The 20346-nt window shown below is 38.9% G+C and carries 23 protein-coding genes and 1 pseudogene; all 24 read left to right on the top strand.

Translation table 11 applies throughout. The features are described 5' to 3' along the window. Positions 1-115: 115 nt before the first annotated feature. The 24 genes and pseudogenes from CKW02_RS17405 to prfB all read left to right on the top strand — a co-directional run bounded on the left by CKW02_RS17405 (position 116) and on the right by prfB (position 20280). Complete coding sequence (locus tag CKW02_RS17405; protein WP_003213166.1) at positions 116-1291, top strand: two-component sensor histidine kinase DegS; 1176 nt, start codon at positions 116-118, stop codon at positions 1289-1291. A 64-nt stretch (positions 1292-1355) separates the two neighbouring features. Beyond that, complete coding sequence (degU, locus tag CKW02_RS17400) at positions 1356-2045, top strand: two-component system response regulator DegU (protein WP_008348273.1); 690 nt, start codon at positions 1356-1358, stop codon at positions 2043-2045. 217 nt (positions 2046-2262) lie between these two features. Further along, positions 2263-3105, top strand: a complete 843-nt coding sequence (locus tag CKW02_RS17395) for a DegV family protein (RefSeq protein ID WP_003213402.1) — start codon at positions 2263-2265, stop codon at positions 3103-3105. Between the two features lie 119 nt (positions 3106-3224). Beyond that, on the top strand, positions 3225-4604 hold the full coding sequence (locus tag CKW02_RS17390; RefSeq protein WP_269457875.1) for an ATP-dependent helicase ComFA: 1380 nt from the start codon (positions 3225-3227) through the stop codon (positions 4602-4604). Between the two features lie 66 nt (positions 4605-4670). Beyond that, positions 4671-4964, top strand: coding sequence for a late competence protein ComFB (gene comFB / locus CKW02_RS17385; RefSeq protein WP_003213271.1), 294 nt, complete (start codon positions 4671-4673; stop codon positions 4962-4964). Continuing rightward, positions 4961-5128: pseudogene (locus CKW02_RS20770) on the top strand (ComF family protein); the annotation flags it as partial. The gene comFB and the pseudogene CKW02_RS20770, both read left to right, overlap by 4 nt. A 12-nt stretch (positions 5129-5140) precedes the next feature. Then, complete coding sequence (locus CKW02_RS17380) at positions 5141-5647, top strand: ComF family protein (protein ID WP_050782676.1); 507 nt, start codon at positions 5141-5143, stop codon at positions 5645-5647. A gap of 56 nt (positions 5648-5703) precedes the next feature. Next, entirely contained in the window at positions 5704-6123 is a 420-nt protein-coding gene (locus CKW02_RS17375) for a TIGR03826 family flagellar region protein (RefSeq protein WP_003212865.1), read from the top strand. A 79-nt stretch (positions 6124-6202) separates the two neighbouring features. Continuing rightward, complete coding sequence (flgM, locus tag CKW02_RS17370) at positions 6203-6466, top strand: flagellar biosynthesis anti-sigma factor FlgM (protein WP_003213252.1); 264 nt, start codon at positions 6203-6205, stop codon at positions 6464-6466. Between the two features lie 18 nt (positions 6467-6484). After that, positions 6485-6967 carry a flagellar protein FlgN gene (locus tag CKW02_RS17365; RefSeq protein WP_003213076.1) on the top strand — a complete coding sequence of 161 codons (483 nt, stop codon included), beginning with the start codon at positions 6485-6487 and terminating at the stop codon, positions 6965-6967. A 15-nt stretch (positions 6968-6982) separates the two neighbouring features. Beyond that, the gene (flgK, locus tag CKW02_RS17360; protein WP_003213544.1) at positions 6983-8503 is read left to right on the top strand and encodes a flagellar hook-associated protein FlgK; all 1521 of its coding nucleotides are present in this window, start codon (positions 6983-6985) and stop codon (positions 8501-8503) included. A 9-nt stretch (positions 8504-8512) separates the two neighbouring features. Beyond that, a complete protein-coding gene (gene flgL / locus CKW02_RS17355) occupies positions 8513-9424 on the top strand; it encodes a flagellar hook-associated protein FlgL (protein WP_003213719.1) in 912 nt (303 codons plus the stop codon). 48 nt (positions 9425-9472) lie between these two features. After that, on the top strand, positions 9473-10051 hold the full coding sequence (locus CKW02_RS17350; protein WP_003213106.1) for a DUF6470 family protein: 579 nt from the start codon (positions 9473-9475) through the stop codon (positions 10049-10051). Positions 10052-10079: 28 nt separating this feature from the next. Beyond that, on the top strand, positions 10080-10514 hold the full coding sequence (gene fliW / locus CKW02_RS17345) for a flagellar assembly protein FliW (RefSeq protein ID WP_003212676.1): 435 nt from the start codon (positions 10080-10082) through the stop codon (positions 10512-10514). Then, positions 10508-10732, top strand: coding sequence for a carbon storage regulator CsrA (gene csrA / locus CKW02_RS17340; RefSeq protein ID WP_003212955.1), 225 nt, complete (start codon positions 10508-10510; stop codon positions 10730-10732). The genes fliW and csrA overlap by 7 nt, the downstream gene beginning before the upstream one ends. A gap of 153 nt (positions 10733-10885) precedes the next feature. Further along, entirely contained in the window at positions 10886-11227 is a 342-nt protein-coding gene (flaG, locus tag CKW02_RS17335) for a flagellar protein FlaG (RefSeq protein ID WP_003213002.1), read from the top strand. A gap of 20 nt (positions 11228-11247) precedes the next feature. After that, positions 11248-12777 carry a flagellar hook-associated protein 2 gene (locus tag CKW02_RS17330; protein WP_003213471.1) on the top strand — a complete coding sequence of 510 codons (1530 nt, stop codon included), beginning with the start codon at positions 11248-11250 and terminating at the stop codon, positions 12775-12777. A gap of 17 nt (positions 12778-12794) precedes the next feature. After that, positions 12795-13199: a flagellar export chaperone FliS gene (gene fliS / locus CKW02_RS17325; protein ID WP_095117893.1), complete on the top strand. Its 405-nt coding sequence runs from the start codon at positions 12795-12797 to the stop codon at positions 13197-13199. After that, positions 13196-13537: a flagella biosynthesis regulatory protein FliT gene (gene fliT / locus CKW02_RS17320; RefSeq protein WP_003212921.1), complete on the top strand. Its 342-nt coding sequence runs from the start codon at positions 13196-13198 to the stop codon at positions 13535-13537. Before fliS ends, fliT begins: the two co-directional genes overlap by 4 nt. Positions 13538-13550: 13 nt before the next feature. After that, positions 13551-13931 (top strand): DUF8042 domain-containing protein, encoded by a 381-nt coding sequence (locus CKW02_RS17315; RefSeq protein WP_003213093.1) that lies wholly within the window; start codon positions 13551-13553, stop codon positions 13929-13931. A 32-nt stretch (positions 13932-13963) separates the two neighbouring features. Continuing rightward, positions 13964-15649: a methyl-accepting chemotaxis protein gene (locus CKW02_RS17310; RefSeq protein ID WP_003213333.1), complete on the top strand. Its 1686-nt coding sequence runs from the start codon at positions 13964-13966 to the stop codon at positions 15647-15649. Positions 15650-15838: 189 nt separating this feature from the next. After that, positions 15839-16402: a ribosome hibernation-promoting factor, HPF/YfiA family gene (gene hpf / locus CKW02_RS17305; protein ID WP_003213481.1), complete on the top strand. Its 564-nt coding sequence runs from the start codon at positions 15839-15841 to the stop codon at positions 16400-16402. Positions 16403-16588: 186 nt separating this feature from the next. Beyond that, positions 16589-19114 carry a preprotein translocase subunit SecA gene (secA, locus tag CKW02_RS17300; RefSeq protein ID WP_003213679.1) on the top strand — a complete coding sequence of 842 codons (2526 nt, stop codon included), beginning with the start codon at positions 16589-16591 and terminating at the stop codon, positions 19112-19114. A 64-nt stretch (positions 19115-19178) separates the two neighbouring features. Beyond that, positions 19179-20280 (top strand): peptide chain release factor 2 gene (prfB, locus tag CKW02_RS17295; RefSeq protein WP_106030063.1). Its coding sequence is split into 2 segments (ribosomal slippage): positions 19179-19250 and positions 19252-20280, totalling 1101 coding nucleotides; the frame shifts between segments, so codons are not numbered across the junction. Positions 20281-20346 lie beyond the last annotated feature (66 nt).

The raw sequence follows: 20346 nt of genomic DNA, 5'->3' as shown, positions 1-20346 counted from the left end.
GTCATAAAAACTTCATGATTTATACGCATTCTTTCATTATAATTCGACATAAAATGCAGATCAATGACATTTATAATAAAAAAAGATGACATCACTGTTACGGGAGGGAAAAGCCATGACAACACCTAAAATGGATCCGAAATTATTGGATTCAATCATCATGAAAATGCTAAGTACAGTTGATGGCAGCAAGGACGAAGTATTTAGGATAGGCGAACAGTCCCGTCAACAATATGAAAGCCTTGTAGAAGAGCTGAAGCAAATCAAGCAACAAGTAAACGAAGTAATTGATTTTGGGGATAAACTAGAAGTCCATACGAGACATGCTAGAAATCGCTTATCTGAGGTCAGCAGAAACTTCAACAAATTTAGCGAAGAAGAAATACGGGAGGCCTACGAAAAAGCACATAATCTGCAAGTGGAACTCACTATGATCCAGCAGCGCGAAAAGCAGCTGAGAGAAAGAAGAGACGATCTGGAAAGACGATTGTTAAGCCTACAAGACGTCATTGAACGCTCTGAAACGCTTGTGAGTCAGATCACAGTTGTTCTCAACTATCTCAATCAGGACTTACGTCAAGTTGGCGTGTTACTTGAAGATGCTCAAGCAAAACAAGATTTTGGACTTAGAATTATTGAAGCCCAAGAAGAAGAACGCAAAAGGGTATCCCGTGAAATTCACGACGGTCCGGCCCAAATGCTGGCAAACGTAATGATGCGTTCCGAATTAATTGAACGTATTTTCAGAGACCGTGGGACAGAAGAAGGCTTTAAAGAAATTAGAAGTCTCAGACAGAATGTGCGAAATGCTCTGTACGAAGTGAGAAGAATCATTTATGATTTAAGACCAATGGCTTTAGATGATTTGGGTCTCATTCCGACGCTAAGAAAATATTTAAACACAATCGAAGAGTATGATGGAAAAACCAAGATCACGTTCCAATGCCTAGGGGATACAGAAAGCGAAAGAATTGCTTCTCAATTTGAAGTGGCACTGTTTAGACTAGCTCAAGAAGCTGTCACAAATTCACTGAAGCATTCCGAAGCTGAAGAAATCTCTGTAAAAGTAGAAGTCACGAAAGACTTTGTCACGTTAATTATCAAAGACGATGGAAAAGGCTTTGATATGAAAGATGTGAAAACAAACAAAAACAAATCCTTCGGTTTACTTGGCATGAAAGAACGCGTAGACTTACTTGAAGGTAAAATGACCATAGACTCAAAAATAGGTCTAGGGACATTCATCATGATTCGCGTGCCATTAACATTGCAAAATAAAATTGTAAAATAGAGACAAAAGACATATTGACCATAAAGTTCAGGTGTAGAACAATAAACATGGGGAGGCGTAGCTTGTGACTAAAGTAAATATTGTAATTATTGATGATCACCAATTATTCCGTGAAGGTGTCAAACGGATTTTAGATTTTGAACCTACTTTTGAAGTAGTTGCAGAAGGAGACGACGGAGACGAAGCTGCACGTATCGTAGAACACTATCATCCGGATGTTGTCATTATGGACATTAATATGCCGAATGTAAATGGTGTAGAGGCTACAAAGCAGCTAGTTGAGCTTTATCCCGAATCAAAAGTCATTATTCTATCTATTCATGATGATGAAAACTATGTGACACATGCATTGAAAACAGGAGCAAGAGGCTACCTGTTAAAAGAAATGGATGCAGACACGCTCATTGAAGCAGTGAAAGTCGTAGCTGACGGAGGATCTTATTTACATCCGAAAGTTACTCATAACTTAGTAAATGAATTCCGACGCCTAGCGACTAGTGGCGTTTCAGCACATCCACAGCATGAAGTATATCCTGAAATTCGCAGACCACTTCATATCTTAACGAGACGTGAGTGCGAAGTACTTCAAATGTTAGCTGACGGAAAGAGCAATAGAGGAATTGGTGAGTCGCTCTTTATTAGTGAGAAAACAGTCAAAAACCACGTGAGTAACATTTTACAAAAAATGAATGTAAACGACCGTACACAAGCTGTTGTTGTAGCAATTAAGAACGGCTGGGTAGAAATGAGATAATATTCCGGACAAGTACTCCTTTTTCGCCTGTTTTTGATTCTCTCACATGTTAATTTGAGAGAAATGATAGGTAGATAAGGAGTCTTTTTCGGATATAACGGGCTTGCCTATTGATTAGGCAGGCTTTTTTGATTACTATTATAAATCTAATGAATAACAATGATCATTCTTTGAAAATAAAAAAGAGCAACTTAACGGATAAGGAAGGTATTTAAGAATGAAAATAGCCGTTGTAACAGACAGTACTGCTTATATACCACAAGAGCTGCGTGATAAACATCATATTCATATGATCCCTCTGAATGTCATCTTTGGCAATGAATCATACCGTGAAGAAATAGAAATGGATTGGAAGACATATTATGAAGAAGTCAAAAAGCATAAAGACCTTCCAACCACCTCTCAGCCTGCTTTCGGTGAACTAATAGAATTATATGAAAAACTAAGTGAAACATATGATGCCGTGATTAGTATTCACCTTTCTAGCGGAATTAGTGGAACATATAATAGTGCAGCCTCAGCAAATGACCTAGTTGACGGAATTGACATTTATCCGTTTGATACAGAAACTAGCTGTATGGCACAAGGTTTTTATGTGATAGAAGCTGCTGAGAAAATCCAAGCTGGTGCTTCTCCAGAAGAAGTGTTAGCCCATCTCAATTACCTGAAAGAGAATCAGAGAGCTTATTTTATGGTAGACGATTTAACTCATTTACAAAGAGGCGGCAGATTAAATGGTGCTCAGGCTTTTATTGGGAGCCTCTTAAAGGTAAAGCCTATACTGCATTTTGACAACAAGCTAATTGTCCCTTTTGAGAAGATTCGTACACGGAAAAAAGCCATTTCACGTATGTTTGAACTATTTGATGAAGATGCATCGCGTGGTGTCCCGATGAGAGCAACCGTGATACATGGTAATAGAGAAGAAGAAGTAGACGATTTAATTGCGCACTTATCAGAAAAATATCCTCATGTTGAATTTTATAAAAGTTATTTTGGTGCCGTAATCGGCACTCATCTAGGCGAAGGCTCTTTAGCTCTTGGCTGGCTGATTAGATAAATCCTAAAAACCTCTTTTCTCTTAGAAAAGGGGTTTTGTTTTTCTTTTTTAGCTGTTGGACGAAAGGTCATGTCTTTGCGCATAATAGGCAAACATCAGTTGAAAGGTGTTTGTTGAAATTGAACATGGACAAAGCAATGGAACTAGGGCAACACCTGCAGTCACGCCACCTGCTTACTGCTGAAACAAGATGCTCACAGTCTGATTTGGATTGGCTGGAGGAGAAAGGGTTAGTTATCCGAACACCTGCTATTGAGAGGAAAGCAAATGGTCTTATTTGCTGCAGATGTGGTGTATCAAAAAATCGGTACTTTGCCCACTCTTCGTGTGACAAGTGTCAAAAAGATTGTGTGTATTGTAGATCATGCATCATGATGGGGAAAACAACGGAATGTGGCTTTCTTTATGAATGGACGGGTCCACAAATGGAAGAAGCATGTCACTCGGAATTAACATGGCAGGGAAACCTGTCTAAAGGACAAAAAAGAGCGTCAGAGAAATTGATCGAAGCGATAAAAAACAAATCTGATCTACTCATCTGGGCAGTTTGCGGGGCAGGGAAAACAGAGGTGCTTTTTCATGGAATAGAATATGCCTTACATCAAGGAATGAGTGTCTGCATTGCGACACCTAGAACCGATGTTGTCCTTGAACTAGAGCCGCGGCTTAAAAAAGCTTTTCAAGGAATGAAAATAGCTGTTCTTTATGGAGGAAGTCCTCAAAGGTTCCAAATAGCACCGTTAGTAATCGCTACAACTCACCAGTTGATGAGATATAAACATGCATTTGATGTGCTCATTATAGATGAAGTCGACGCCTTCCCTTATTCAATCGATGAACGTCTCCAATTTGCTGTTTTAAAGGCAATGAGAAAGAAAGGGGTTAGGGTTTATTTAAGTGCGACGCCGTCTAAGAAAATGATAAGAGATGTATCTCGTGGACAACTAGAAGCCATAAAAATTCCTCTGCGCTTTCACCAACAACCTTTACCGGTCCCATCCTTTCAATGGATTGGACATTGGAAGAAGAAATTAAAAAAGAATCAGCTCCCACCTAAAGTAATGAATTTGATGCAGAAACATATTACAAAAAAGAGAAGGGTTTTACTTTTTGTTCCTTCTATTTCTACTATGAAGAAGGTAACGAAGGTTCTTAGAAAGCACCACTTAAATGTAGAAGGGGTGTCTGCTGATGATCCAGATAGGAAACAAAAGGTCCAGCAATTCAGAGATTACAAATACGATGTACTAGTTACAACCACAATTCTAGAAAGAGGTGTAACCATTTCAAATGTGCAAGTGGGGGTACTAGGTGCAGAATCTACTATCTTTACAGAAAGTGCACTTGTTCAGATTTCTGGTAGAGCAGGTAGACATCCCGATTTTTTTAAAGGAGATGTTTTCTTTTTTCATTTTGGTTTAACGAGAAGTATGAAACAAGCAAAGAAGCATATTGTAAAAATGAATGATACAGCTGAAAAAGAGTTCTCCGAAAAATAATGTAGGTTCAACTAAATTTCATGGTACAGTTATATTCACAATACACAAATGGCAGGAGAGACAAATATGCTACTCAATGCAAAAGAAACACTACTCAAGGAAATCCTCTATCAATATCTCAACCAATTAAACATGATTTGTCACTGTGAAAAGTGTATAGAAGATGTATTAGCGATTTCACTAAATCAAGTGAAGCCTCAGTATATAACAGATATCAATAAAATATCTTACAGTAAATCTGAGATGGTGGACAAACAGAAAAATACGGCCATGCTGGTCATTCTGACAGAAGCCGCTTCAAAGGTCTCCACATTTCCAAGATGCGAAAATCGTCTGTCGATAAATAAGGATAACAATTGATCTGCCTCATTTGTGAGGGACATTTTGTCGCTTCTTTTACATGGAAATCATTACTTCTATTAAATGATGATCGTCTATGTATAGCATGTAAGCATCACCTAGAAAAAATTCAACGCCCGATTTGTCCAGCCTGCGGGAGAGCACAGTCGAACGATCAATTATGTCAAGACTGTTCCATGTGGAAAGAACGCCCTGATTCTACTACAGTACTTGTGAAAAATAGGTCTGTCTATGCTTACAACGATTTGATGAAAGATGTCCTTTCCCGCTTTAAATTTCGAGGTGATACAGCTTTAGCTGAGCTTTTTAAACAAGATGTCCGAGCAGTATTTAAGCGCTCTTTTTCAATGAAAGAACCTGTCCTGATCCCGATTCCTTTAAGTAAAGAAAGACTAAAGGAAAGAGGGTTTAATCAGTCCGTCATACTTGCTTCCTTGATTGGTGAGCCGATCCTTCAGCCACTTGTAAAAATACATCAAAGCAAACAGTCCAAGAAAAAGAAAAATGAACGTTTAGATCAAAAAGGAATGTTTCAAATCACGCAGACAGATGCGATCGTTCAAAGGGAAGTTATCTTAATTGACGACATTTATACAACAGGGGCCACCATTTATGATGCGGCGAGAATTTTAAAAGAAGCAGGTGCCAAAAGTGTTTCCTCTTTTACGTTGATCCGTAGTTAAAATTCAGGATAATTAACCGATAATAAGAAGAGAAAATAACGTAAGGGGTTTTGGTTATGAATCAATTGGCAAACTGCCCGCAATGTAATCAGCTGTTTTTAAAAACGACCATCCAAACGGTTTGTAACAAATGCTTTGAAGAAGAAGAACGTTCTTTTGATATCGTTTATAAATTCTTGCGAAAGCAAAGTAATAGACAATCAACCATTGCTGAAATAGTAGATGCAACAGAAGTTGATGAAGAATTAATCTTAAAATTTATCCGTTTGAAAAGACTTCAAATTAGCCAATTTCCGAATATCAACTATCCTTGTGAAAGATGTGGCCAACCGATCAGAAAAAACAAGCTGTGCAGTCAATGTGAACAGGACATTCAGTCGCAAATGAGTCAAATGAACCAAGAAGAAGAGCGTAAAAGGGAGATTGAATCTAGGAAAAAAGACACCTATTATGCCATTAATCCTAAAAACGATTGATTCCCTAAACTAAGTTGCAGTTTGGTCGATAAAATGGATAGAATCAAGACAGACTGTAACGGAAAGCGAGAGGAATCCCGTGAAAATTAATCGATATGGAACACAACCAGTAAATCCTTACAAGAAAACATATGAGAAACAAACGTTGCAATCAAATCAAGCAAAATCAACTGATAAAGTCGAAATTTCTAAAAAGGCAATCGAAATGCAAAAGGTGCCGAATATCATGAAAGAACGCCAAGATAAAATAGACCAAATTAAAAAAAGCATTGAAGCCGGAACATATCAAGTAGATACAAAGGGCATTGCTGATAAAATGCTGAATTTTTATAAACAACAATAACAAAAGGGAGTAGCGTGAATGTCAGTTAAAATAATCATTGAAGAGCTGCATCGTCTCTATGGATTGCATGAACAGCTTTTGAAGCTGTCGAAAGATAAAACAGAAATGCTGAAAAGTAATGAGATTGATGCTCTTTCAGAGGTTCTGAATTTAGAGCAAAAATATATTCAGGCCATTTCTCAATTAGAAGAAAAAAGAATTGAAGCGACAGTTCAATTTTTACAAAATGATGAACCGCCAACCATCACCGCGTGTATCGAAAAGGCTGAAGGTTCGGATCAAGAAGAGCTCATTTCGTTATATGACAAATTAAATGACATCATGGTGGAACTGAAAGATGTAAATGAACTGAACAAACAGCTCATTCAGCAGTCGCTTCAATTTATTTCACTGACATTCGATCTCGTTAACCCTAATAAAGAAAATATGAATTACGGACAAAATGGTCTTGAGAGTTCAAAGCCTAAACAGCAGAGGGCTTTGTTTGATTCAAAGGCGTAAACAAGGAGGATACCAATGGGTTCTACATTCATGGGACTAGAAACGGCAAAAAGAGGAATCACAGCCCAGCGTGCAGGGCTTTATGTCACATCAAACAACGTCTCCAATGCAAATACAGATGGCTACTCAAGACAAAGAGTTACCTTTAAAGCAGATAATCCTTATCCAGTCATTTCAGTTTATGACGGCAAGACGTATGGCCAAATGGGGACAGGAGTTCAAGTTGGAACCGTTGAAAGAATTCGAGACAGCTTTTTAGATCTGCAATTCAGAGATCATAACAATAACTTGTCCTACTACTCAACAAAATCTGATGCCCTTTCGCAAATGGAGGGAGTCATGAATGATTTGACGGATGAAGGCTTAAACAGAGCTTTTGATAACCTTTGGAAATCATTGCAGGTCCTATCCGAAACCAAAAATGCTGATACAGCGTCTGCGCGTACAGTTGTTAAAACAAGTGCACAGGCTTTAGTAGATCAATTCCGTCTACTTAATTCTTCTTTAACAACGATACAAAAGAATTTAAAAACAGAACTCGATTCAACAGCCAAAAATGTGAACACGATTTTATCTCAAATAGATGAAGTGAACAAACAGATTGCAGCAGTTGAGCCAAACGGATATCTTCCAAATGATCTATATGATACGCGTGATGCGTTGGTAGATCAATTATCTTCACTTGTTGATATTAAAGTGAGCTACAATCCATCTGGCGGGAATGCACTCAAAATTGCAGAAGGAACTGTCAACATCGACATTATCGGTGCAAATGGACAATCTGCTGGAACGATTTTGAATGGCATTACGAACGAAAAATCTGAACTGCAAATCTCCTATGATAATACAACGGGACTTGTTAACTCACTTCAATTCGGAACAACAACCATTGCAGCAGATCAGCTTCAAGTGAATGGTAAAGTAAAAGCACTTGTTGAGGCTTATGGCTACATGTCAAATGGTGCTGAAAAAGGCATGTATCCAGACATGCTTGCAGAGCTTGATGAAGTAGCACAAGTCTTCATGGATACATTTAATGATGTGCATAAGCAGGGTTACACATTAAATGGCACAAGTGGACAAGACTTTTTTGATATCGAGAATAATAATGATCTGAATAAAGGTTTAGCTGCTCGTATCAAAGTGAGTGATGTTATTTTAGCATCAACAGATAATATTGCAGCATCTCTCAATCAAACAAAAGGTGACGGTTCGAATGCTACGAAATTAGCTGGTATTCAAGACTTAAAGGTACCAATCGGCGGCAATACAACGACGATCCAGGATTACTACCAAAATGTCATTGCTGAGATGGGGATTCAAGGGAAAAAGAACATAACGCTAGAAAGCAGTTCAGCCGCTCTTGTCAATTCAGCCAATGAGCGTAGAATGTCAACGAGTGCTGTTTCCATTGATGAAGAAATGACGAATATGATCCAATTTCAGCATGCATATAATGCAGCTGCGAGAGTTGTGACATTACAAGATGAAATATTGGATAAAGTAATAAACGGCATGGGTGTCGTAGGAAGGTAGGTATAACTGATGCGAGTCACACAAGGTATGATTTCTCAAAACTCACTTCGTAATATTAGTAAAAGTTATGAAAAACTTTCTAAAATAAATGAGCAAGCACAAACAGGGAGACGTTTCACAAAAACGTCTGATGATCCCGTTGCAGCAGTAAAAAGCCTTCAATATAGCACAGCAATGTTTCGAAATGATCAATATCAAAAAAACTTAAATGAAGCACAGAACTGGATTGATACATCTGAAACAAGTGTCACTGAAATCATTGATATTATGTCAAATGTACGAGATAAAGTGCTTGATGCGGCTAATGGAACAAAGCAGCCAGAAGATTTAGCAGCTGTCGGCGTGGAAATTGGTCAGATGAAGAAACAAATCATTGACGCGATGAACACTCAGATGTTAGGTAAGTTCGTATTTAATGGAACAAATACAAATGTCAAACCAGTTGTTGAGAACGCAGATGGTACGTTTACGTTTAACTTTGAAAACTATACAGATGCAAATTCTGTTAAGTCGAACATTTCTGATGGTATCACTTTAAATGTGAACTCAAATCCAATTTCAGCGTTTGGTGGACAGACTGCCAGCGGTCAAAATGTCATTGAAATGCTGACGGATTTAGAAAACTCATTGAAAAATGGAACGTTCGCAAATTCTGATGATGCGTTAGGAAGTATCGATCAGTTTAAAGAAGTGATGAGTGCTGAGCGCTCGGACTTAGGAGCCCGTTCAAATCGTGTTGACTTAGTAGGCAGTCGCTTGACTTCACAATTCGAAGTACTGAAAAATGCCAAATCAGATAATGAAGATGTAGAAAGTGAAAAAGCAATTATTGATCTTCTTCAACAAGAGACTGTGAATAGAGCTGCTTTAGCAACGACGGCTAAAGTTATTCAGCCATCCCTTGTCGATTTCTTAAGATAATAAAAAGCATCCGTTGGGTGCTTTTTTGCATCATGGAGGTGAACCTATATGCAAATCCCTAGATTGTTAATGCAACAAACCTATGCAAAGCTGCAAATGTCGACAACTCCTTCTCGGCAAGAAGTAGAGCAGCCAAGAGCAGACCTTGAGATTCAGCAGCCCAGAGCCGTCATGAATATGACAAGGACACCGTCAAAGTTAACAATAGATCAAACCGAAGCATTTGCCGATATGGATATCAAGTCAATTTTTAGGCGTTCTGAAGAATGGGCAGCTGAGGGGAAACGTGCTGTTGGAGAGGGAATGGGCCGAAGAGCGGAAGAAGGCAGTGAACTCATCAAGATCGAGAATGGTGGGAATGCAATTGCCGAGTTTGCCAAAATCAATGGCACTCCTCCAGCCAAACAATTCAATATTGGTGTGATCCCTTCATTCTTTAGTGTGAAAATTCACTATCAGCCATCTGAGCTTCAAATTGAAGTGGAGCCTCAAAAAGCTATTATAGAGGCAACGCCTCATAAACCAATCGTTAACTACCAGCCAGGTAAGGTCAATATTGATATGTTACAATACCCAGATTTAAAAATAGAAGTTGACGAAACGGGCCAAAATGGTGATAAGGTATAGTTAAGAAAAATGAAAAAGGTCGTGAATTATGATCATTCAAACAAAATACCATGGTGAAGTGACAATCAAAAAGGAGCAAATCATCAACTTCTCTAATGGAATACCAGGATTTCTGGATCAAAAACAGTTTGTCATTTTACCTTTATCAGAAGAGTCTCCATTTTTAGTTCTTCAATCATTGAAAAACGCAGAGTTAGGCTTTATTGTCAGCAGTCCGTTTTTATTCTTCAATCAATATGAATTCGATCTAGACGAAACGGTCGTAGATATTCTAGAAGTAGAAGATGCCAATGATGTGGAAGTCATGGTGATCTTAACAATGGAATCTTCTATTGAAAAAACGACAGCCAATTTAAGAGCGCCTATTATTGTGAACCGGAAAAACATGAAAGCCAAGCAGGTGATTTTGCATGATTCATCCTATCATACAAAACATTTGTTAGAGGTGGCATCCTCATGTTAGTTCTCTCGCGTAAATTAAACCAGTCGATTCAAATTGGCGATGATATTGAAGTCAAGATTATTTCGATCGAAGGCGATCAAGTGAAAATCGGGATTGAAGCTCCTAAGCACATTGATATTCACAGGAAAGAAGTGTACCTGTCTATTCAAGAAGAGAACAGTCGTGCTGCGAGTTTATCCGTAGATCTCCTCTCTCAATTATCCTCACAAAAAAAGTGAGGATTTTTTTATCTGATTCAGCTATCCTTCTCCACGTTTCTGTGTGGATGTTCACCATCTATATGAAACTTTAACAAATCGGTCCATCTATATTTAATTTGAAAATTCCAAGCCGATATAAAAGGTAGATTAAAGCACAGGAGCTGAATAACTATGTCTGTTGGTAAGTTGACATCGCTAGAGCCAATTATCGATGCATTTCAAACCCGTGTTTCTAATAACCAGAATGACAATGCAAACTCTGATTTACAAGCAAATGGCAAGGTCGTTTCAAAAGAAGAAATTGAAAAAACGCTTCAAGGCGCAAACAAGCTGATTGAACCCACTCAATTTCATCTGCAATTTGAATTACATGAAAAACTCAATGAATATTATGTCAAAGTCGTAGATAACCAAACAGAAGAAGTCATTAGAGAAATTCCTTCCAAGGAATGGCTTGATTTCTATGCGGCAATGACAGAAATTGTCGGTTTATTTGTAGATAAAAGAATGTAAGTGAAGGGAGAACATAAAAAATGGTCAATCGAATTACTGGATTTTCAAATGTGTTTGATATTGATGAAATCGTATCAAAACTCATGAAAACTGAGCAAGCACCACTTGATAAAATGACACGCCAGAAACAAACACTTGAATGGCAAAGAGACAGCTATCGCGAGGTTAACTCGAAAATCAAAGAATTAGATGATTTGATCAACAGTTTAAACTTAACGCGTCCAAGTACATATGGCGCAAAAAAGGTGACAAGCTCTAATGAATCTGCTGTCACAGCAACTGGGTCAACAAATGCGACCTCTGGCTCTATTCATGTCACTCAACTAGCGACAGCTTCCGTCTTCAAATCTTCTGGTACATCTGGATTTACACCAGCAAACGGCACGTTTACTTTTGAGGTGACGACACCAGATTCGACAAAACCGAAAATGGTGACGATCAATACTTCTGATACCGATACAATTGATAACATTGTGTCAAAGCTAAACAACGCGCAATTAGGTGTGACGGCTTACAAAGGCCAAATCTTTGATGGAACGAACTACGTGGATACAATTGCTCTTACTTCTCGGACAACTGGTGAGGGTGTCAGTATTAAAGCAGCTGATGGCAATTCGGCTTCATTTTTAACGCAATTAGGATTCCAAGTAGATGGAGATAACAAATTAGTTGCGACCACTCAAGGACAGAAGGCACAATACGAGATTAACGGTCTGAAAATGGAAAATAACAACAACACATTCACACAGGCTGATATTACGTACGAACTTAAAGGAACAACGGATCAGCCTGTCAGCTTAAACGTTTCAACAGATGTGGATGCAATCTTTGATAAAATTAAACAATTTGTTGATAAATACAATGAGCTCGTTGAGCAAATTAATGGTAAAGTCAATGAAAAGAAAAACAGAGACTATCAACCATTAACGGCTGAAGAGAAAAAAGGGATGTCTGAAAAAGAAATAGAGCTATGGGAAACGACCGCGAAGTCTGGCTTGCTGAGAAGTGATTCCATTTTACGAGCTGGTGCCTCTAAAATAAGAAGTGATTTTTATGCTAATATTACGACAAGTGATGCGAATAAAATTCACCTCACACAAATTGGTATTGAGACATCATCCAAGTATAAAGATGGTGGAAAGCTGGAATTTAGTAAGGATATAAATGGAGTAGAGAAATTAAGAAAAGCCATTGAAGAAGACCCGGAGAAAGTCAGACAAATGTTCATCTCGGGTAGTTTAAATGTGGATTCAAAAGATAAAGACAAAGCACAGCAGCAATATCAAGAACAAGGAATCATTTATCGTGTCAAAAATTCCTTAACTGCCTTCACGAAGAGCATTCAAACAAAGGCGGGAAGCACAACGATGGAATTAAAGGAATACGGACTTGGTAAGGACCTTGATTCTTTGGCCAAACGAATGGGTACGTTCCAAGACCGTTTGAAGATGGTTGAAGCCCGTTACTACAAAAAGTTTAACGCCATGGATAGCGCGATTCAAAAGCTAAACAACCAATCTGGCTATCTTTCTCAACTGCTTGGACAATAATTGGAGGTTTATAACATATGGCAATTCAGAACCCTTATGCCACCTATCAGAAAAATTCTATTGAGACTGCAACACCTGCCGAGTTGACGCTTATGCTTTATGAAGGCTGCTTAAAGTTCATTAGATTAGCGAAGTATGCCATTCAAAAAGAGGATGCAGAAACGAGAAATGTGAACCTGAAAAAGGCTCAAAACATCATTCAAGAATTAAATGTCACCTTAAATCGTTCTTATGACGTATCAAATAGTATGGCAAGTATGTATGATTACATTTATCGCAGACTGATTGAAGCCAATCTTCAAAATGACGAAGAGATGTTGAATGAAGTAGAGCAATACGTAACTGATTTTCGTGATGCGTGGAAGGAAGTTATTCAAACTGATCGAAAAGGGCGTCACCACTCTATCGGGGGATCTCTATGAGTATTGTGGACCAGCTGCATGACCAAACATTAAAAATGGCAGCCGAAATAACGGCAAATCCGCAAAGTGACACCTTGGTTGAAGACTTTGATGCCTTTTTAATTGAGAGAGACGAATTAATGAGAGATATTCAGCATGAGCTGACGGATCAAGAAAAAGAAAAAATCAAAGAAATCATCCAAACAGATCAACAGATGGCGAAGCAATTAACTGTGATCCAAAATGGGATCAAAGCAGATATTCAAGCCATTCAAAAAAAGAAAACGAAACAGCTGAATTATCAAAATCCATACCAGCCTATGACGAGTGACGGCGTATATTACGATAAACGGAAATAATTAGGTGAGACCTGTGGCGTATCGTTCAGATGACTATATTTTATTAACCACATATTATGAACTTCTATTTACGATAGAAGAGAGTCTAAAATATTTAGATGAAATTGAGAAGGATTTTGCTAAAACAGAAGGGGATCGGATCTTTAATGATCTGATCCATGCCTTCTTTCATTTAGAGACAACACATCCCCTTCTGCTTTCAATTATAGAAAATGAGCACTTTGCCAAAACGATTCGTTCGTTTGATCAAATTTTTTTAAGTTTTGATATACTAGCTTTCTATACATTCCCTTCAATACACTTCCAATCATTCCTTAAAGCATATTTTATACCTGAATATAGAAAGTGGATGGATGAAATACATGCCTGTATGAGGCCGTATGTCATTCATTAATTTTTGTTCAATTCAGACTTTCGGAGGAAATTATGAGACTAAAAAATCAATTTTTGTTTGGGCTTATTGTCATATGTGTATTGTTTGTCAGTATTTTAGGATTCTCAAGCTTTATCTATTACAAAACAGATCAATCCTATAAGACGCTTCTTAGCAAAGAAGTAAAGCTTTATCAAACCTCACTGGAATTAGAGGCGCTTTTGCAAAAACAGGAAGCACAAATTAAAACATATGTTGTCGTGCAAGATGCTGAAAATTTACAGAAAATTGAGCAAACATATGAAGAGATTAATAAGAAAACAACGGAAGCTACAAAAATGAGCTCTGTCAAACAAGCAAAAAATCTATTAGATCAAATCTCAGAAAAGAATTATCTCTACTACACCTCAACGAACCGACTATTTAATTCATTGAATATGCAAAATCAAAAAGAATTCAACACACGCCTCAATCAAGAATTACAACCTATCGAACAAGAAATACATACCTTTACAAAAGAATTTGCTCAAACTCAGTTGAAGCAACGTGACCAAAAAATCAATCAGCTCAACCAAGACAGTAATCAATTACTATTCACTCTCATTCTAGTTAGTGCGGTCATTATTGTTGGCTTTTTGTTGATTGGGACAAGATTCGTTTATCGTATGACAAAGCCGATTGTGTCTGTCACAAATGCTGCGAGAAGGATGGCAGATGGTGACCTTACACTTGAAGAGATTGAAGTGACCTCTAAAAATGAGATTGGTCAACTCGGTACTGCTTTTAATCAAATGACAAAGCATTTGCGTCAGCTCATTTTACAGGTGCAACATGGATCAAGACAATTAGCTGATTCTGCTGCTCAGTTTGAGGAAACGATTCATCAAACCATATCTGCCAGTGAGCAGACATCTAGCTCGATTGAACAGGTCAGTGAAGCTTCACGTGAACAATCAAACGCGGTCGGAAAAGTAGCTTCTGCCATTCAAGAAGTCTCGACTGGTATGCAAAATGCAGCTGAACACACATCCGATGTTTCGGGTCACTCAATTTCAGTGACTGAAAAGGCTGAAGAGGGTGCAGCGCTTATTCAGCAATTCGTAAAACAAATGAGCTCTATCAAAGCGTCTGTGAACGAGCACCATTCCACAATGGCTCATGTACAAGCCCAGTTTACAGGCATTGAAGATTTGTTAGGTCATATCCATGCCATCGCTGATCAAACGAATTTGCTTGCTTTAAATGCTGCTATTGAAGCGGCAAGAGCAGGAGAGCATGGGAGAGGCTTTGCGGTGGTAGCAGATGAAGTGAGGAAACTGGCGGAAGAATCTAGTCAGCTGACAGATCAAATTAGTCAATTGCTCGCGAACGTGAACAAAGATACTGAAAAATCATCACATTCGATGACAAAGGTTGAGCAGGATGTAGCAGAAGGTGTGAAAGTATCGCAATTGTCAGAACAGAGCTTTCATGAAATCCTGGAATCTATTCGTGATATTTCGATGAAAGCAGAGGAACTTTCAGCTACTGCAGAGGAGATTTCAGCTAGTACAGAGGAAATATCTCAGACGGTTGGGGTCATTGAAGAAGGAGCCAAACGCAATTCAGAAGAGACGGAGTACATGTCTGCGGCTGTTGAAGAATCATTGGCAGCAAATGAAGAAATGAAAGCAGCGGCGGAGGATTTAAAAACCTTATCTCAATCGCTGAAAACATCAATATCATCTTTCACCATTTAAATGTGCGCTGGTCTTTTTCAAGAATGAGCCGAATATATATTCATCACCTATCAAGTAACAGTTGATGCACCGCAAAATTCGACAAATTTCAATAAAAATTCACATTTTTTTTACGTTTGAGCAGGAGAAAAGGAGGGAAAAGTAGAAATAGGTTTACATATCCTTAATTTTAAAGGAGGCGTTCTTTACATGAATTACAATGTCAGAGGAGAAAACATCGACGTAACACCTGCACTAAGAGATCATGTCGAGAAAAAAATTGGAAAGCTGGAGCGTTATTTTGAGACAGACGTAGATGCTTCAGTCAACGTGAACTTGAAGTTTTACAATGATCAAGAATCTAAAGTTGAGGTTACCATTCCAATGACTGATCTAGCACTTCGAGCTGAGGTGCATAATGAAGATATGTACAATGCAGTAGACCTAGCAGCCAGTAAATTAGAACGTCAAATTCGAAAACACAAAACAAAAGTAAACCGTAAATTCCGCGAACAAGGTGCCAAAAAGCACTTATTTGCTGGAGGAAATGGGACGGCTGATGTAGCTGTTCAAGATGACGAAGAAATTGATGAAACAGAAATCGTCAGACAAAAACGTTTCAATTTAAAACCGATGGATAGCGAAGAGGCCATCCTTCAAATGAACATGTTAGGTCATAGTTTCTTCGTCTTCACAAATGCTGAGACAAATTTGACCAATGTGGTCTATCGCCGAAATGATGGAAAATATGGACTGATTGAGCCGAACGCTTAATCAGATCTAAAAACAACCTAAAAAAAGTAAACCCGTTCCCTCCATGAGGGGCGGGTTTTTTGTGCGAAATCATTGCAAATTCTTTGGAAATGAAGGAAGGTATGGTATGATAAATGCAGGTAAATATGGACCTGTCAATCTTTTGGACATGCCGAAAAATTGCATGAAATAGAGGAGCGTTATTATATGCTTGGAATCTTAAACAAAGTGTTTGATCCTACGAAACGTACGATCAGCAAATATGAAAAAAAAGCAAATGAAATTGAAGCTCTTGCTCAAGATTTTGAGAAATTATCTGACGAGGCTTTACGAAATAAAACGAACGAATTTAAAGAAAAACTTGAAAAAGGACAATCCGTGGATGACCTGTTGGTTGAAGCATTTGCAACGGTTCGCGAGGCATCACGCCGCGTGACAGGAATGTTCCCATTTAAGGTGCAGCTCATGGGGGGGATCGCGCTTCATGAAGGCAACATCTCTGAGATGAAAACAGGTGAAGGTAAAACGTTGACTTCAACAATGCCTGTTTATTTAAATGCTCTTTCTGGAAAAGGCGTCCACATTGTGACAGTCAACGAATATTTGGCAAGCCGTGATGCAGAGGAAATGGGCAAGATTTTTGAGTTTCTTGGCTTAACGGTTGGCTTAAACTTAAACAGCTTAGACAAAGATGAAAAAAGAGAAGCATATGCTGCTGATATTACGTATTCTACAAACAATGAACTTGGCTTTGACTATTTACGAGATAACATGGTGCTTTACAAAGAGCAAATGGTTCAAAGACCGCTTCATTATGCCGTGATTGATGAGGTTGACTCCATCTTAGTTGATGAAGCGAGAACACCTCTTATTATTTCTGGACAAGCTGCGAAATCTACAAAGCTTTACGTTCAAGCCAATGCATTTGTTCGTACATTAAAAATAGAAGATGATTTCACATACGATATTAAAACAAAAAGTGTACAGCTGACAGAAAGTGGAATGACGAAGGCGGAAAAAGCATTCGGCATCGAAAACTTATTTGATGTCAAACATGTCGCACTGAACCATCACATCGCCCAGGCGCTAAAGGCACATGTTGCGATGCAAAAAGATGTGGATTATGTCGTTGAAGAAGGTCAAGTCGTTATTGTTGACTCGTTCACAGGACGTCTAATGAAAGGACGCCGTTATAGTGAAGGTCTGCATCAAGCCATTGAGGCAAAAGAAGGTCTCGAAGTGCAGAACGAAAGCATGACCCTTGCAACGATTACGTTCCAGAACTACTTCCGCATGTATGAAAAGCTTTCTGGTATGACGGGTACAGCGAAAACGGAAGAAGAAGAATTCCGTAACATTTACAACATGCAGGTTGTGACAATCCCGACCAATCAACCAGTCGTTCGTGATGACAGACCTGATTTAATTTACCGCACAATGGAAGGTAAATTTAAAGCAGTGGCTGAAGATGTTGCGCAGCGCTATATGACAGGGCAACCAGTGCTTGTCGGAACAGTAGCGGTTGAGACGTCTGAGCTTATTTCTAAGCTGCTTAAAAATAAAGGGATTCCTCATCAAGTGTTAAATGCGAAAAACCATGAGCGTGAGGCACAAATTATTGAAGAGGCTGGTCAAAAGGGTGCCGTCACCATTGCGACCAACATGGCAGGACGTGGTACGGACATCAAGCTTGGCGAAGGCGTCAAAGAGCTTGGCGGTCTAGCTGTAATTGGGACAGAGCGTCATGAATCACGACGTATTGATAACCAGCTGCGTGGACGTTCTGGTCGTCAAGGAGACCCAGGGATTACCCAATTCTATCTCTCCATGGAAGATGAATTGATGCGTCGATTTGGTGCAGAGCGTACGATGGCCATGCTTGACCGCTTTGGCATGGATGACACTACGCCTATCCAAAGTAAAATGGTGTCTAAAGCCGTTGAATCATCTCAAAAACGCGTTGAGGGGAACAACTTTGATTCCCGTAAACAGCTTCTGCAATATGACGATGTGCTTCGTCAGCAGCGTGAAGTGATTTACAAGCAGCGCTTTGAAGTCATTGATTCTGATAACTTAAAATCGATTGTGATCAATATGATTCAGTCTTCAATTGAGCGCGCTGTTGGTTCTTATACGCCGAAAGAAGAGCTTCCAGAAGAGTGGAAACTAGATGGTCTTGTTGAATTAATCAACACGAACTATTTAGATGAAGGAGCCATTTCGGTCAAGGATGTTTACGGTAAAGAAGCAGATGAAATCACCTCCTTCATTATGGATCGTATTAAAGAAAAATACGATGCAAAAGAAGAAACATATGGCGACGAACAAATGCGAGAATTTGAAAAAGTCATCGTTCTTCGTGCGGTGGATTCAAAGTGGATGGATCATATCGATGCAATGGATCAACTGCGTCAAGGGATTCATTTACGTGCGTATGCACAAACAAATCCGCTTCGTGAGTATCAAATGGAAGGATTTGCGATGTTTGAGCACATGGTCGCTTCAATCGAAGATGATGTGGCCAAATATGTTTTGAAATCAGAAATCCAAAACAACTTAGAACGTGAAGAAGTCGTTCAAGGTCAAACAACAGCTCATCAGCCTCAAGAGGGTGATGAGGAGAAGACAGTGAAAAAGAAGCCGGTACGTAAAGTCGTAGACATTGGTCGAAACTCACCATGTCACTGCGGAAGCGGCAAGAAATATAAAAATTGTCATGGGAAGACAGAATAAGTAATGGAAAGAGGTGAAAACCTCTTTCTATTCATGTCAGCCCTACATCTATGAGGTGAAGGATATGGAATTAGTAGAAATTAGACAAGAGCTTGAAAATATGGCTAGCAGGCTAGCTGATTTTAGGGGGTCTCTTTGACCTCGAAACAAAAGAAGCCAAAATTGCAGAACTTGAAGCGACCATGTCAGAGGCTGATTTTTGGAATGATCAGCAAAAGGCACAAGGCGTCATCAATGAAGCCAATGCACTAAAGGATAATGTGAATTCATACCATGAGCTCAGTGAATCTCATGAAGAGCTGCAAATGACACATGACCTGTTAAAGGAAGATTATGACGAGGAGCTTCATGTAGAGCTTGAGAAAGAGCTGAAGAACTTAACTAAGCAATTTAACGACTTTGAACTGCAGCTTCTCTTAAGTGAACCATATGATAAAAACAATGCCATCCTTGAGCTTCACCCAGGCGCAGGCGGTACTGAATCACAGGACTGGGGTTCTATGCTTCTGAGAATGTATACTCGCTGGGCAGAGCGCAGAGGCTTTAAGGTTGAAACGCTTGATTATCTTCCTGGTGATGAAGCAGGAATTAAGTCTGTGACATTGCTCATTAAAGGGCATAACGCATACGGGTACTTAAAGGCAGAAAAAGGGGTCCATCGTTTGGTTCGTATTTCTCCTTTTGATTCATCTGGCCGTAGACATACATCGTTCGTTTCCTGTGATGTCATGCCTGAGTTCAATGAAGAAATCGATATTGATATTCGAACAGAAGATATTAAAGTGGATACGTATCGAGCAAGCGGTGCAGGTGGACAGCACGTCAATACGACTGACTCTGCCGTTCGTATCACACACATTCCAACCAATGTCGTGGTGACATGCCAAACAGAAAGATCACAAATCAAAAACAGAGAACGTGCGATGAAAATGCTGAAATCGAAACTTTATCAAAGACGGATCGAAGAACAGCAGGCTGAATTGGATGAAATTAGAGGAGAGCAGAAAGAAATTGGCTGGGGAAGCCAAATTCGCTCTTATGTATTCCATCCGTATTCTCTTGTGAAAGACCATCGAACCAATACGGAGATGGGAAATGTTCAAGCGGTCATGGATGGAGATTTAGATTCATTTATCGATGCTTACTTACGTTCGAAATTATCATAAAAACTCGGCTTCTTGCCGGGTTTTTTTTATTGTGAGAAAATATAATGAATATAAAGGAATACATAC

The organism is Bacillus pumilus (assembly GCF_900186955.1).
GTDB classification, from domain to species: Bacteria; Bacillota; Bacilli; order Bacillales; family Bacillaceae; genus Bacillus; species Bacillus pumilus.
The sequence above is the reverse complement of the archived record's forward strand: the minus strand, read 5'-3'. Positions and strand labels throughout refer to the sequence as shown.